We start from the raw sequence: 13,762 nt of genomic DNA, 5'->3' as shown, positions 1-13,762 counted from the left end.
GTGGCAGACATGAAAAAGCCCGCCAGAGCGGTAATGCTGTTCACTTAAGCGGAGCGGCCTTCCGATCCACGGGATAGCGGGTCTTTGAAATCTTCACCGTCCTTGGTCGTGATGGCCTGGGGCGGTGATCCAGAAACAGCCCGCCGATTCCCGCCCTTAACTCCGACAAACGTCTTCCGGTTGCTGAAATCGGGTTGGCCGCCGCCATTACGATCAGCTGCACGGCGATGTAGTGGGCTACGGGTTTGAAGCGGATCTCACATGGAGAGCGGCCAAAGGCGACGGCAGCCTGGCTGGCTTCCCGGCGGATAATGTTGTAGGCCAGCAACAAGCCCCAGACCTCCTGGTAAACCAGTTCCTTTACCTTGCTACGTAGGGTCATTGCATTCTGCTGCAGAGAACTCTTGATATCCCTGAAGCCCAGTTCGATCTCCCAGCGCTCCCGATACAACGTGGCGATGGCCTTGGCGCTGTAAGTGTCCACAGGCAGCGAGGTGAGTACGGTTTTGATCTTGCCCTTTACCTCGTAGCTAACCTCGCGCACGTCCCAGTGCGTTGGCAGGTTGGGGTTACGCTTTCTGGCCTGAGCCGACACCTTCATACGCAGCAGGCGGTCGCCCTTGCCGTAGCGAGCGACTTCTTCGCTGACCAGCGCCTTGCGGGCCGGAATCAGCCAGTGCCGATCTTCCTCTGACGTGGCCAGGCTCAGCAGTAAATCGGCACTCCAGAAGCCCTTATCGAATAGCGTCACCGAACGGCTGGGAATCTGCTGCAAAAACTCATTGGCCAGGCGCATTTCACTGCGTCGATAGGGACTCAGTTGGGCATCGAGAATCAGATGCGAGCGCACGTTCATCAAGGCCATGCCCAGTACCAGCCAGAGTACCTGGTCGCTGGGCAAGCGCCGCCTCCGTATGGTGGCCTGGGCGGACAGGTCCAGCGCGGATGCCACCCACTCGATCGGGATGTTTTGGGTGAAGGCGCTCAGATCGGAGAAGTTGAACAGTTCGCCTAAGTCGAGCAGTTGCTGTTGCAGCAGAGACATAAAAAATCCGATGCCAGTGACCTGGCATCGGATTTTCGAGGAAGCCCCGCCTGGGCTCAAATGCTTAAGTGAACAGCATTACGCGGAAGGCGGGGCTTTTAGAGTTCCTCGATCAACCGCGGCGGCGGAACAGCGGCAGCGGCTGGTCGGTGGCGGCCTGGTAGACCTCGGAGAAGTCGCTCAGGCTCTGCAGGGCGTCGTAGGGATCGCGGTCCGGGCGGATGGCGTAGGCATCGAACCCGCAGCGCTTCATGAAGAACAACTGGTCGCGCAGCACGTCGCCAATCGCACGAACCTCGCCCTTGTAGCCGTAGCGCTCGCGCAGCAGGCGGGCGCTGGAGAAGTGGCGGCCATCGGTGAACACCGGGAAGTTCAGCGCCACGACCTGGAAATACTGCAGGTCTTCGGCGATCTCTTCCACTTCCTCGTCGCTATCCAACCATACGCCGAGGCCGCCATCGCGGGCCTTCAGCGCGTGGGCGTGGTCGCGCCACAGGGCGAGCGGAACGATCAGGTCGTCGCTGTTGGAGAGTCCTTCGAGCGTCACGTCCTTGGGCAGCAGGTGCCAGGTTTCATCGATCACCTGGTCGTTCTTAATGATTCGCTGCATACACGCGCTCCTTGAAGGGGTCGATACCGATACGGCGGAAGGTGTCGATGAAGCGCTCGTCTTCGGCGCGTTTTTCCACGTAGACATTGATGATTTTCTCGATCACGTCCGGCATGGCGTCCTGGGCGAAGGAGGGGCCGAGGATCTGGCCGAGGCTGGCATCGCGACTGGCGCTGCCGCCGAGGGAGACCTGGTAGAACTCCTCGCCTTTCTTGTCCACCCCGAGGATGCCGATATGGCCGACGTGGTGGTGACCGCAGGCGTTCATGCAGCCGGAGATGTTGAGGTCGATCTCACCCAGATCGAACAGATAGTCCAGATCGTCGAAACGGCGCTGGATGGCTTCGGCGATTGGAATCGACTTGGCATTGGCCAGGGAGCAGAAATCGCCACCCGGACAGCAGATGATATCGGTCAGCAGGCCGATGTTCGGCGTGGCGAAGCCCAGCTCGCGCAGCTCGCCCCACAGCGCGAACAGATCGCGCTGGCGCACGTCGGCCAGGATGATGTTCTGGTTATGGCTGTTGCGTACTTCACCGAAGCTGTAGCGATCGGCCAGGTCGGCGATGGCATCCAGTTGCTTGTCGGTGACGTCGCCCGGCGCGGTGCCGGTGGGTTTCAACGACAGCGTGACCGCGGCATAGCCCGGCTTCTTGTGCAGCACGACGTTGCGCGCGCGCCAGCGGGCGAAGCCCGGGTGTTCGGCATCGAGACGGGCGAGGGCCTCGTCCTGATCCTCCAGCGACTCGTAGTTCGGGTCGATGAAGTGCTTGGCCACGCGTTCCACTTCGGCTTCGGTCAGGGTGGTCGGGCCGTCCTTCAGGTGGACGAACTCGGCCTCGACCTTCTCGGCGAAGACTTCCGGCGTCAGCGCCTTGACCAGGATCTTGATGCGCGCCTTGAACTTGTTGTCGCGGCGGCCATAGCGGTTGTAGACACGCAGGATCGCGTCCAGGTAGCTCAGCAGGTGCTGCCAGGGCAGGAATTCATTGATGAAACTGCCGACCACCGGTGTCCGGCCGAGACCGCCGCCGACGGAAACGCGGAAGCCCAGTTCGCCCGCGGCATTCTTCACCGCTTCCAGGCCGATGTCGTGCACCTCGATGGCGGCCCGATCGCTCACGGCGCCGTTGACCGCGATCTTGAACTTGCGCGGCAGATGAGCGAATTCCGGGTGGAAGGTCGACCACTGGCGGATGATTTCGCACCAGGGGCGCGGATCGACCAGCTCGTCACGGGCTACGCCGGCGAACTGATCGGTCGTGGTGTTGCGAATGCAGTTGCCGCTGGTCTGGATCGCATGCATCTGCACGGTAGCCAGTTCGGCGAGGATATCCGGCACGTCTTCCAGGTCCGGCCAGTTGAACTGTACGTTCTGGCGGGTACTGATATGGGCGTAGCCCTTGTCGTAGTCGCGAGCGATCTGCGCCAGTTTGCGCAACTGCTTGGAAGAGAGCAGTCCATAAGGCACCGCTATTCGCAGCATGGGGGCATAGCGCTGGATATAGAGGCCGTTCTGCAGGCGCAGCGGACGGAACTCTTCGCCTGTCAGTTCGCCTGCCAGATAACGGCGGGTCTGATCGCGGAACTGCTTGACGCGGTCCTCGACGATCCGTTGATCGTACTCGTCGTATACGTACATGAAATGTCCTGTTGTCAGGCTACTTAGCAACCCTCGCGGCATGCTGCACGAGGCTGCCGGCGATCGGGTTTCTGGGCTTTCCGCGCGCACGGTCGCGCACTCCCCGCGGAGCCCGAGGAAGATACCAGCTCAGGGTTATGCGCAAAAGTGAAGTTTGAATATATGGTAGGAACTTTTAGTTCTAAGTTGCCGAAGGAGCATAACTCCGCCGCTTGAGGGAGCGGCGGCCCTGGTCTTAACTCCGAAGGGTGTCACCCATAATCACAAGAAGGGGGAAGCATGACCGACCATTCCGAACATGAAAACCGCGACAGTATGGTGGATGCCTGGGCGATCCTGGCGCTGATCGCGATTGCCGTGGCAACGGCCGTCTTCTGGGTCAGCCATCAGTAAGTCACTGCCATACGCCACACCGGCTGGCCGTCTCCGACGAGGCGGCCAGTGTCTACTTGCGACACCGCTTGTCCAACCGGCACGTTCGACCGGGCTCATGGCTATTTGATGGCTGTTCTCGACGCTACACTAAGCTCTTTTGCCCGGATAACCGCTCCATGCTCCTGCGTCTGTTCCTTTTTCTTTTCTGTCTGTTCGGCAGCCTGGCGGCGCATGCGACATCGGTGGTGTTTCTCAATCCCGGGCGATCCACGGAAGTCTTCTGGGTCGGCTATACCCGGTTCATGCAGGCGGCTGCGGACGACCTGGGGTTCGAACTGACCGTGCTCTACGGCGAGCGCGATACGCAGCGTACCCTGCAACAGGCGCGCGAAACGCTGGACAGTGAGGTGCTGCCGGATTACCTGCTGTTCGTCAACGAGGAGCATGCCGGGCCGGAAATCCTGCGCCTGGCTGCGGGTAAGCCGATCAAGTTGTTCTCCGTGAACAGCCATCTGACCGAAGAGCAGCAGCGTTACACCGGCAACACCCGGGAAAATCACCCCAACTGGATCGGCAGCATGGTGCCGAACGACGAAGAGGCCGGCTACCTGATGGCCAGGGAGCTGTTCGTCCAGGCCGAGCAGGGCACCTCCGGCGAGATAGAACTGATCGCGTTCGCCGGCAATCGCCAGACACCAGCGTCGCGGATACGGGAGGCCGGCCTGCAACGCGCGTTGGCCGAGCACCCGAGAGTGCGCTTGCGTCAGATGGTCTACGGCGAATGGAGCCGCCAGCGGGCCTATGAGCAGGCGCAACTGTTGTTGCCGCGCTATCCGCAGACCCGAGTGATCTGGGCGGCGAACGACGAAATGGCCTTCGGCGCGATGCAGGCGCTGGAGGAGCGGCACAAGGTTCCCGGCAAGGACGTGCTGTTTTCCGCCCTGAATACTTCCCGCGAGGTGCTCCAGGCGCGCATCGATGGGCGTATCAGTGCGCTGGTCGGTGGGCATTTCACACTGGGCGGATGGGCGTTGGTGCTGCTGCGCGACTATGAATCCGGCCTGGATTTCGCTGCCCATGGCGGCAAGGACCGCCAGGTTCTGCTGTTCAGGTTGCTTGATGAGAAGCAATCCCGGCGCCTGATGCAGCGCCAGGAGCAGAAAGGCTTCGGCCTGGACTTCTGGAAGTTCACCCTGCAGGGCCGGCCTGGTGTGGAGGACTACCGGTTCTCCCTCGATGCACTGCTGGATTGAATTCAGATCCCGGCCAAGTGGATCACCAGCTTCACCACGCCAAAGATCGTCAGCACGAACAGCAGCGTGAACACCACACCCAGGATGATGAAGTGACTGGGCTTGCCCTGGGTGAAATCGCGGGCGCGGTTCTTGCCGCTCTGCACGCCCAGGGCGGCGGCCAGCACGCTGTGCAGCATCTGCCAGAACGTCAGCGGTTTGCGGTCGTCGGATTGGTCGTTCATGGGCACCTCCGTCAAGGAGCTTAGCCGCTACAGGCGGATTTGCGTCCAACCCCTGCGTTGCCACATCACCGCGAACACCGCCGAGGCCATGCCGCGCTGCAGGATTTGCAGACTCCAGATCGCCAGTAGTCCATGGCCCAGCACCGGGCCGACCAGATAGGCCAGCGGCAGGAAGAACAGCCACTGGTTGCCCAGGCTGACTGCCATCACCGTGCGGCTGGCGCCGGCGCCCAGCAGGGCCTGGGTGAGCACCAGCGCGGTGGCGTCGATGACCATGCCGAGGCCGGTCAGGCGCAAGGGCCAGGTGCCCAGCTCGATCAGGTGCGCATCGCTGACGAACAGCGGCAGGATGGCCTGGGGGAACAACCAGAACGGCATGCCCAGCAACGCCAGGCCGATGGCTGCGACTTTCACCACTTCCCAGCCCCAGCGATGGGCGGCGACCGCATCCTTCTCGCCGAGGCTCTGGCTGACCAGCGTGGTCGCCGCCATGCCCAGGCCGACGCCCGGCAGGATGAGGAACAGCGCCAGGTTGATCAGCACATGGGCGATCGCCAGCTCCGCCGTGCCGACCTGACCGATGATCCAGAACAGAGCGGTAATACCGGCGGCGAAGAAGAACTGCTGCAAGGAGTTGGGCAACGCCAGGCGCAGCATCACGCGGGTATCCAGTGCGCTGGGTCGACGGCGCAGAAAGCCTTTCGCCTGGGCGATGCGCCAGGTCTGCCAGCCATAGATTGCCGAGCCCAGGTACAGCGCGAGACTGGTGCCCAGGCCGGAGCCCGGCGCGCCCATGTTGGGCAGGCCGAACAGTCCGTGGATCAGGCTGTAGCTGATGGCGACGTTGGCCGCATGCATGATCACCAGCGTGCGCATGTATACGCCGGATTGATGGCTGCCGTTCCAGTAGCCGCGAAAGGAGAAGTTCATGCCCACGGCGAAGATCGCCAGCACCCGCCATTCGAAATAGCGAATTCCGATGGCGACCACCTCCGGGTCATCGGACAGCAGGCCGATGATGGTTTCCGCTTGCCACCAGCCGAGCAGTGTCAGCGGCAGGGCGATGCCCAGGGCGATGGCCAGACCGGCATTCAGCGGTGCGGCGGCCTCGTCGGCGCGTCCTTCGCCGCGGCGGCGTGCCACCTGGGCCTGCACGGCGGCCCCAAGTCCCATGACCAGAGCGATGGCCATGAAATTGGCGTAGCTGCCGATCCCGACTCCGGCCAGGGCCTTCTCGCCCAGGTGGCCGACCATGGCGGCATCGATCAGGTTGAGTAGGCTCTGGCTGAGCATGCCGCCGATGATCGGCAGGCCGAGGCTGAGAATGTGCTTGAGGCGCTGGTGTTCGAGCATGAAAACCTTATGGGGCAGGGAAGCGCATCCGACTGTTCGTGGCGAAGCCCTGGCGCGTGTCGGTCGCAACCGGGCATGAGCGGGGCATCTTAACCCAGCCGGCACCGGCTTGATCTAGTGCAGGGCGCCGCGTAAGGTGGCGCCCCATTCGGCCCGGTGTGGCCGAACGAACGGAACGCGTGGTGCCCGGATCAAGGTCCGGGGTAAATGGGAAGACAGTCCAAGCTGTCGCTGCCCCCGCAACGGTAGGGTCGATGCGTTCGACCGAGCCCGACACCAGCCCGCGTTCCGCAGGAAAGTTGCGGTGGGCGACTTCCCCGGCATAGAGCTTCTTCTGCCTTGGCCTTGCGGCCGGGGCGCATCCCTCTATTTCGGCAGCCCATCCTTTCTTCACGGAGTGGGCATGTCGTTTATCCGACCTTTTCTTCTGATCGGTTTGTTCTGCCTGGGTTGGCCGCTGGCGGCGCAGGCCCGGATCAATGCCATCGTGTCGCAGTACAGCGCGGCGGAGTTCGCTGCCGGGGCGGCGCTCTTCGCGCAGCGCTATCCGCAGCAGGCGGTGAGTGCGCGGACACCGGAACAACTCGCCGAATGGGACGATGCCGCCGTACGCGACTGGCTGGCCCAGGGCAGCGTGCTGCTGACGGTGGGACTGTTCGGCGCCGAGGCCGAGCGTCTGCAACCCTTGCTGGCGGAATGGACTGCCGGTGAGCGCTTCATTCTGCACAGCGAGCAGAATCTGGTGGTGCTCAGCCGAATCGGCGGTCGTCTGGTCTTCGCCAGTCGCGAGGAGGCAGAAAAGCTTGGCGCACAGAAGCCCTCCGGCGATCTGGCCGGCTGGGTCCGGGAAATGGCCGAAGCCTATCCACGCCAGGCCGAGTGGGTCGAGGCACGCAGTTACTGGTTGGCCGGAGGCAGCGAGAACATTGCGCGCCTGCTCGGCTGGCTGGCCGCTCGCGGCAGCCCCGCTGTCCAGGCCGAGGCGCCCCAGGCCCGGCCGCCGCTGCGCTATTACCAGCACGGCCGGCTGCAGGAACCGAAGCAACTGGTCTGGAAGGGCAAGCGGCTGGTAGCACTGGTCGATCACGGCCGCGCCGACCGCAACGGCGACCGTGAACTCAACGACATGCTCTGCCGTGCGCTGGAGCAGCGCGGAATGGCCTGCGTGAGCCTGTTCGCCGATTGGGGCGCCGCCACTCTGGAGGCGCTGCGCTGGTTGAAGGCGGGCGAGCATCCGCCGCTGGCCGCCATCGTGGCCTTGCAGGATTTCGTCATGGGCGGTGGGGAAGGACGCGAACAGGCCACCGACCTGCTGGTCGGTCTGGACGTCCCGGTGCTCAAGGGACTGCGCCTGGATGACCGCGACGAGGCTGCCTGGCAACTGTCCAGCGACGGCCTCGGCCGCGACAAGGTGCATTACCAACTGGCCATGCCGGAACTTCAGGGCAGCAGCCAACCGATGGTCCTGGCTGCATGGCAGGCGGCGCGGATCGACCGCCTGACCGGCATCCGCTTCGGCTTCAGCCAGCCGTTACCGGCGCGGGTGGAGGCCCTGGCGGCACGGGTACAGGGTTGGCAGCGCCTGCAAGAGAAGGCCAACGCCGACAAACGCGTCGCGCTCATCTACTACAACCACCCGCCGGGGCGGCACAACATCGGCGCGGACAACCTCGACGTGCCACAGTCGCTGTTCCAGATTCTCCAGCGGCTTAAGGCCGAGGGCTACGACACCGGCCCGTTGCCGGAGAGCCCGCAAGCGCTGCTCGACCTGTTGCAGGAGCGCGGGGTCAACCTGCCGGAGCAGGGCGACGCTCTGGCCGAAATGGCTGGCAAGGTAGAAGGCATGAGCGGCGAGGAATACCGCCGCTGGTTCGCCACGCTGCCCGCCGCCTTGCAGGCGGAAATGATCCACGGGCCGCTGGGGTATTGGCATGTGCAATTGCGCCGTGCGCTGGAAAGCTCGCAACTGGCGATTGCCGGAGAAATCTTCGCCAATGGCTCCAGCGAGCTGCATCACGTGCTGGATGGCGTCGTCCACCCGGCCAAGGCACGTGCGCTCGATTTGCTGGCGCAGCTCGAAAATTTATACCGCCAGGCGCTGGAGCGCTCGGGGCAGGTCGACTGGACACAGGCCGAGGCGCTGATCCAGGCGCTTGCCGATACCGGCATCGAAGGGTTGCGCGGCTGGGGCGAAGGGCCGGGCTACGTGATGGTGCACCAGGGCCGGCTGGTGTTGCCGGGGCTGCGCTTCGGCAACGTATTCGTCGGCCCGCAACCGCCCCGTGGCTGGGAAATCGACGAGGAGCTGCTGCACGCCAACCTGGTGTTCCCGCCGCCGCACCAGTACCTGGCCTTCTACCACTGGCTGCGTGACGACTTCAAAGCCGATGCCCTGATCCACCTCGGCCGGCACTCCACCTACGAATTCCTCCCGCGCCGCCGTGCCGGATTGTCCGACGAGGACTATTCGATGCAGGTGGTCGGCGACCTGCCGAGCATCTACCCCTACATCGTCGACGGCGTCGGCGAAGGCATCCAGGCCAAGCGTCGGGGCTTGGCGGTGATGATCGATCACCTGACCCCGCCGTTGGTGGCCACACCGCTCTACGACGACCTGCTCAAGCTGCGCCAGCTCATCGAGAGCTTCGAAACCGGCAGCGGCCAGGTGGACGGCCCGGCCCGCCGCGCCACCATCGCCGAGATCAAGCGGCTGATCGGCAGCACCGGCCTGGAGCCCGAGCTGCGCGAATCCATGGCCGAGCCCCTGGCAGCGCGCGGCATCGACTTCGAACAGGCCGACGACGAGTTGCTGGTACATGAGGTCGGCCATTACCTGACCAACATCCAGGAGCGCTTCATGCCCATGGGGCTGCACGTGTTCGGCAAGCCCTGGAAACCGGAGGCCGTCGAAACCCTGCTGACCTCCATGGGCGCTGCCGGGGAGAAGCAGCGCCAAGCACTGACCGATTCACCGGCGGCCGAAATGAACGCCCTGGTTGGCGCGCTGAACGGTCGCTTCGTCGCGCCCGGCAAGGGCAACGACCCGATCCGCACTCCCGAGGCGCTACCTACCGGGCGCAACTTCCACGCCCTGGACAGCAGCCTGCTGCCGAGTCGCATCGGCTGGGGCATCGGCCGCGACATGGCGAACAAGGCCCGTGAGCGCCCGGTCGAAGACGGCGGTCGCGAGGCGGTGATCCTCTGGGCCTCGGACACGGTGCGCGACGAGGGCGCGATGATCGCCTTCGGCCTGGACCTGCTCGGCGTCGAGCCGGTCTGGAACAGTCGCGGCATCGTCGAAGGCATTCGCCGGGTCCCGCTGGCGACCGGCCGGCAGCGCCGCGACCTGCTGTTCACTACCTCCGGTCTGTTCCGCGACCTCTACGCCGACCAGCTCGCCATGCTCGAACGCGGCGTGCTGCTTGCCCTGGATGGTGCCAGCGAAACCATCCGCCGCGACTACCCCGCGCTGCGCCCGGCGCTGGCCGCCGCCCTGGAACCACTCGGTGCCTTGGCCAGCGGCGGCGACGAGTCGCTCGAGGCCAACCGCGTCGCCGCCAACTGGGTGCGCGATGCGGCGCGCCGGCTGGATGCCGGAGCGGGCGCCGAGCAGGCTGGCAGCCTGGCGGCCTTGCGCCTGTTCGGGGTGGCGCCCGGTGCCTATGGCGCGGGCATCAACAACCTGGTGGAGCGTTCCGGCAGTTGGCAGGACCGCAGCGAATTGGCCCGCGCCTACGTCAACCGCATGGGTCATGCCTACGGCATGCGACACCAGGGCGAGCCGGTGCAGGCCGTGTTCGAAGACGGCCTCAAGCAGGTCAAACGCACCTATTTAGGCCGCTCCAGCAACCTCTACGGCCTGATGGACAATAACGATGCCTTCGATTACCTCGGCGGACTGAGCCTGGCGGTGGAGCAGTTTTCCGGCCGAGTACCGGAGAGCTACGTCGGCTGGCACAACGACCCGCGCCAGGTGCGTCTGGAACCGTTGCAGCAGGCACTGCTGGCCGAGCTGCGCGGGCGCTTCCTCAACCCGGCCTGGATCAAGGCGCTGATGCAGCACGACTATGCCGGCGCCCGCACCATGGGCAGCGAATTCCTCGAATACCTCTGGGGCTGGCAGGTGACTAACCCCGACATCATTCGCGACAGCGCCTGGGAGGAGGTCAAGGCGGTGTATCTGGACGACCGCTACGACCTGGGCATCGACCGCTTCCTCAAGCAGGGTGCCAACGTGCATGTGAAGAGCAACATGCTGGCGATCATGCTGGTGGCCATCCACAAAGGCTTCTGGCAAGCCGACGAGGCGACGGTCAAGGCGCTTGGCGAGCAGTTCGCCCGGTTGGTGGTGGAAAACGGCCTGCCCGGCAGCGGCCATACCCGCCCGGACCATCCGATGTTCCAGTGGCTGCTGCCGCAACTGCCGGAAGACTTGCGCACCGCGCTTGCGGCGCGTCTTGACGCGGCGAAGCTGCCACAACCGGAGGCGCCGGCCGCACCGAGCAGCATCAGCGAACTCCAGCCGGACGCCGCCGAGCCGGCTGCCGGCGAGGAAGCATCACCCGCCGAAGCAGCCTCCGGCGAGGCGCAACCGCTCGGTCCGTCGATCTGGATCGGCGCACTGGCCTTGCTGGCACTGCTCGGGCTGGGCGTCTGGCGTGGCCGCGGGTATCAACCCCTGGGAGGGCAATGAGCATGTTCGACAGTAACGTCTTCGGCTGGCTGCACCTGCTGGTGGGCTGGCTGTTGCAACCAGTGACCTGGGGCCTGTTCGGCCTGTTGGCGCTGGCCGTGTGGGACATCGGCGTGGCGGCCGGCGAGCGCCTGGGCGGGTTGTCGCGCTGGCGGCTGCTGGCACCGGCGGAGGTCGAGCGGCGTGCCCGCAAGCGCCTGGACCGCGCCGACCTGATCGCCCGCATCGGCCCGATGCTCGGCCTGATGGGTACGCTGATCCCCCTCGGTCCCGGGTTGGCGGCGCTGGGCGAGGGCAACGTACAGATTCTCAGCGTGGCTATGCGCGTGGCCTTCGACACCACGGTGCTCGGCTTGCTCGCCGGAGTGATCGGCTTCGCCCTCGGCCGTCTGCGTCGGCGCTGGTACGACGAACTGCTGGACGAGCTGGAAGCCACAGAGACGGGGGAGGCGGGTGATGAGCCGGCGCTGGCGCTCTAGCCGTTTCGCCGCAGGCGACGACGATCCGCTCGGCCCATTGGCGAACATGGTCGACGTGGTACTGGTGTTCGCCTGCGGCCTGATCGCCGCCCTGGTGGCCCAGACCGACCTGCTGCAACGGCTGGAACAACGCAACGAGCCGGTCGCGGTGGAGCGCGGCCGCGAACTGCCCCGACTGCCGGACAACCTCAAGGGGCAGGGCGGCGAAGGGCTGGAGAGCGTTGGCCAGGTCTACCGCGATCCGCAGACGGGCAAGTTGATACTCATTGGGCAATAAAATCGGGGCCGGTTTGACGCCCAGCCGGAAAAGCTTCGCCAGCAGAGCTGGCTCCTACAAAAGCGGTGCGGTTGGCATCACCTGTAGGGGCGAATTTATTCGCCCTGCGGCGGTAAAGCGGGCGAATGAATTCGCCCCTACGGGACTGGTCCCTACGAACTGACCGCTTTTTCAACATTGAACCGCCTTGGCACATCGCCCACTCAATCGAAGCCGGTGAAAACCGCGATTCGACTATGGGTGAGAGAAGGCCACATGAATTTCCTCGAAGCGGAACAGATGATCAGCCGCTGGCTGACCCGTTGCGGGGTCACCGCCGTCAACGGGCGGGTACTGGATGCGCAGGGTTGCTGTAACGTCGCCCTGGCAGGCTCTCCCGAGATATTGGTGATGCTGCCGTCCGGCCAGACCCAGGCGTATTTCTACGGCTCGGTCTGCGAGCTGGACCTGGCGCGCGACAACGGCCTGCTGACCCTGGCCATGACCCTCAACCTCGACCCGGCCCATACCCGTGGCGCCGCACTGGGTTTCGATCCGGAGAGGCGCCAGTTACTGCTGCGTGCCGTGCACCCCCTGGAGCATACGAACGACGGTGAGTTGGACCGGGTGTTGCGAAACTTTAGCGAACTCGTCCGGGAGCTGGGGAAGTATTTCGAGCATTGCCGTCAGCAGTCACCGGCCGTAGCCCTTTCAAGGCCAGGACCCACGTCCCTGAGCGTCCTGGCCCTCGCGGGAGGGCGTGCATGACTCCCTTGCACATCGGGCGTGGCCAACCGAGCGGTATCGACACGTCGGCACGGCAGGACGTCCCGTTGCCGCTGGATCGAGTGGCGAACCCGGAGATCCGACCGCCGGTTCCCGGCACCGGGATGACGCCCCTGACCCAGCCGCTGCCGGCACCGTTACCGCTGCCGCCCCCATCGCTGAATGCCGCCAGGCCGGTATCCGCTACCGGTAACGCTGGAGCGTCGCCCCACCTTCCGCCGTTCCAGTCGCCTGAGCTATCGAGCATCGCCTTCATGCACAACGTCGCTCTCCAGCATGGCTGCACCTTGAGCTTGCCGTTCAACCAGCGCGAGGCCCGGCTTGCGGTACTGAAGACGATCGAAGGGGTGGATGAGCACATCGACGCAGCGACCCAGGATAAAGGCCTCTGCTTCGGTCTCTCGCTCAACTGGTTGAAGAACGCGGCGGAAGGCCACGATAACGCGCATTTCGTCGAGGCATTCCAGGCCTGGGACAAGGATTCGCTTTTCCTGAGATCGGTGGGCTTGCAGCACATAGAACTGGAGACGGCCATTGCACAGCACAGCAGCAATGCGCTGCGGATGTTCCAGTCGACATTGCCAGCGGCCGGTTTTCAGCTTCACGGCATGGGGGCGGTCGACCTCGAGGCCCCTAACGGCATCCAGGTTCTCGGGGAGGCCGTGAATGCCTTGGGGCGTGGCAGCGGAGATCGCTATTTCATGTTGTGTTCGAGCGAGCATGCGATGGCCTTGCACAAGGACGCCTCGGGGCACACGCATTTCTTCGATCCCAACGGTGGCGTCGTGAGTACCGATAATATCGCGGCCATGGCCCGGGTGGTTCGCGACGTCCTTTTGCAAAGCCCTACGTACTGGGCGCCGGGAAAGGGCCACAACTTGATCATCTTCGAAGCCAAGCCAGGGGGTGCAGCAGGGAGCGGGCGCGGTGAGTTTTCGGAACGTCGCTGATGTGTAGGCATTGAGGGGGGACATCCATGAGTGGCTTGTCGATTGCTCGGAACCCGGCGATCAATGCCGATATCCAGGTTAGGCAGGCTCCGCCAT

General features: G+C 64.4%; 11 protein-coding genes and 1 riboswitch. Of the genes, 6 read left to right on the top strand and 5 right to left on the bottom strand.

Annotated features, from left to right (window positions below; genetic code table 11):
* Nucleotides 1-40 precede the first annotated feature (40 nt).
* The 3 genes from PIN01S_RS08500 to PIN01S_RS08490 form a co-directional block, all read right to left on the bottom strand.
* Complete coding sequence (locus PIN01S_RS08500; protein ID WP_169715806.1) at nt 41-1,045, bottom strand: IS4 family transposase; 1,005 nt, start codon at nt 1,043-1,045, stop codon at nt 41-43.
* 112 nt (nt 1,046-1,157) lie between these two features.
* Nucleotides 1,158-1,655: a DUF934 domain-containing protein gene (locus PIN01S_RS08495; protein ID WP_084335228.1), complete on the bottom strand. Its 498-nt coding sequence runs from the start codon at nt 1,653-1,655 to the stop codon at nt 1,158-1,160.
* Entirely contained in the window at nt 1,639-3,297 is a 1,659-nt protein-coding gene (locus PIN01S_RS08490; RefSeq protein ID WP_084335227.1) for a nitrite/sulfite reductase, read from the bottom strand. The genes PIN01S_RS08495 and PIN01S_RS08490 overlap by 17 nt, the downstream gene beginning before the upstream one ends.
* A 551-nt stretch (nt 3,298-3,848) precedes the next feature.
* Here PIN01S_RS08490 and PIN01S_RS08485 point away from each other — a divergent pair.
* A complete protein-coding gene (locus tag PIN01S_RS08485; protein WP_084335226.1) occupies nt 3,849-4,925 on the top strand; it encodes an ABC transporter substrate-binding protein in 1,077 nt (358 codons plus the stop codon).
* A gap of 2 nt (nt 4,926-4,927) precedes the next feature.
* Here PIN01S_RS08485 and PIN01S_RS08480 read toward each other — a convergent pair whose 3' ends face one another.
* Entirely contained in the window at nt 4,928-5,149 is a 222-nt protein-coding gene (locus tag PIN01S_RS08480; protein ID WP_084335225.1) for a DUF2970 domain-containing protein, read from the bottom strand.
* A 27-nt stretch (nt 5,150-5,176) separates the two neighbouring features.
* On the bottom strand, nt 5,177-6,502 hold the full coding sequence (locus PIN01S_RS08475) for an MATE family efflux transporter (RefSeq protein ID WP_084335224.1): 1,326 nt from the start codon (nt 6,500-6,502) through the stop codon (nt 5,177-5,179).
* A gap of 162 nt (nt 6,503-6,664) precedes the next feature.
* Nucleotides 6,665-6,801, top strand: a riboswitch (cobalamin riboswitch).
* A 104-nt stretch (nt 6,802-6,905) separates the two neighbouring features.
* Between PIN01S_RS08475 and PIN01S_RS08470 the strand changes: the two genes are divergently transcribed.
* The 5 genes from PIN01S_RS08470 to PIN01S_RS08450 all read left to right on the top strand — a co-directional run bounded on the left by PIN01S_RS08470 (nt 6,906) and on the right by PIN01S_RS08450 (nt 13,666).
* On the top strand, nt 6,906-11,195 hold the full coding sequence (locus PIN01S_RS08470; protein WP_084335223.1) for a cobaltochelatase subunit CobN: 4,290 nt from the start codon (nt 6,906-6,908) through the stop codon (nt 11,193-11,195).
* A gap of 2 nt (nt 11,196-11,197) precedes the next feature.
* The gene (locus tag PIN01S_RS08465) at nt 11,198-11,674 is read left to right on the top strand and encodes a MotA/TolQ/ExbB proton channel family protein (protein ID WP_084335222.1); all 477 of its coding nucleotides are present in this window, start codon (nt 11,198-11,200) and stop codon (nt 11,672-11,674) included.
* A complete protein-coding gene (locus PIN01S_RS08460; protein ID WP_084335221.1) occupies nt 11,652-11,951 on the top strand; it encodes a DUF2149 domain-containing protein in 300 nt (99 codons plus the stop codon). The genes PIN01S_RS08465 and PIN01S_RS08460 overlap by 23 nt, the downstream gene beginning before the upstream one ends.
* 255 nt (nt 11,952-12,206) lie before the next feature.
* Entirely contained in the window at nt 12,207-12,698 is a 492-nt protein-coding gene (locus PIN01S_RS08455) for a CesT family type III secretion system chaperone (RefSeq protein WP_084335220.1), read from the top strand.
* Nucleotides 12,695-13,666, top strand: a complete 972-nt coding sequence (locus PIN01S_RS08450; RefSeq protein ID WP_084335219.1) for a YopT-type cysteine protease domain-containing protein — start codon at nt 12,695-12,697, stop codon at nt 13,664-13,666. The genes PIN01S_RS08455 and PIN01S_RS08450 overlap by 4 nt, the downstream gene beginning before the upstream one ends.
* Nucleotides 13,667-13,762: the final 96 nt, after the last annotated feature.

It is taken from the genome of Pseudomonas indica NBRC 103045 (assembly GCF_002091635.1).
GTDB lineage: Bacteria > Pseudomonadota > Gammaproteobacteria > Pseudomonadales > Pseudomonadaceae > Pseudomonas_M > Pseudomonas_M indica.
Note: the sequence above shows the minus strand (reverse complement) of the source record. Positions and strands in the feature narration are given on the sequence as shown.

What these genes read in the sequence shown, in the direction of transcription:
- PIN01S_RS08500 (WP_169715806.1), bottom strand. Translation starts at nt 1,045, where the DNA reads ATGTCTCTGCTGCAACAGCAACTGCTCGACTTAGGCGAACTGTTCAAC.
- PIN01S_RS08495 (WP_084335228.1), bottom strand. Translation starts at nt 1,655, where the DNA reads ATGCAGCGAATCATTAAGAACGACCAGGTGATCGATGAAACCTGGCAC.
- PIN01S_RS08490 (WP_084335227.1), bottom strand. Translation starts at nt 3,297, where the DNA reads ATGTACGTATACGACGAGTACGATCAACGGATCGTCGAGGACCGCGTC.
- PIN01S_RS08485 (WP_084335226.1), top strand. Translation starts at nt 3,849, where the DNA reads ATGCTCCTGCGTCTGTTCCTTTTTCTTTTCTGTCTGTTCGGCAGCCTG.
- PIN01S_RS08480 (WP_084335225.1), bottom strand. Translation starts at nt 5,149, where the DNA reads ATGAACGACCAATCCGACGACCGCAAACCGCTGACGTTCTGGCAGATG.
- PIN01S_RS08475 (WP_084335224.1), bottom strand. Translation starts at nt 6,502, where the DNA reads ATGCTCGAACACCAGCGCCTCAAGCACATTCTCAGCCTCGGCCTGCCG.
- PIN01S_RS08470 (WP_084335223.1), top strand. Translation starts at nt 6,906, where the DNA reads ATGTCGTTTATCCGACCTTTTCTTCTGATCGGTTTGTTCTGCCTGGGT.
- PIN01S_RS08465 (WP_084335222.1), top strand. Translation starts at nt 11,198, where the DNA reads ATGTTCGACAGTAACGTCTTCGGCTGGCTGCACCTGCTGGTGGGCTGG.
- PIN01S_RS08460 (WP_084335221.1), top strand. Translation starts at nt 11,652, where the DNA reads ATGAGCCGGCGCTGGCGCTCTAGCCGTTTCGCCGCAGGCGACGACGAT.
- PIN01S_RS08455 (WP_084335220.1), top strand. Translation starts at nt 12,207, where the DNA reads ATGAATTTCCTCGAAGCGGAACAGATGATCAGCCGCTGGCTGACCCGT.
- PIN01S_RS08450 (WP_084335219.1), top strand. Translation starts at nt 12,695, where the DNA reads ATGACTCCCTTGCACATCGGGCGTGGCCAACCGAGCGGTATCGACACG.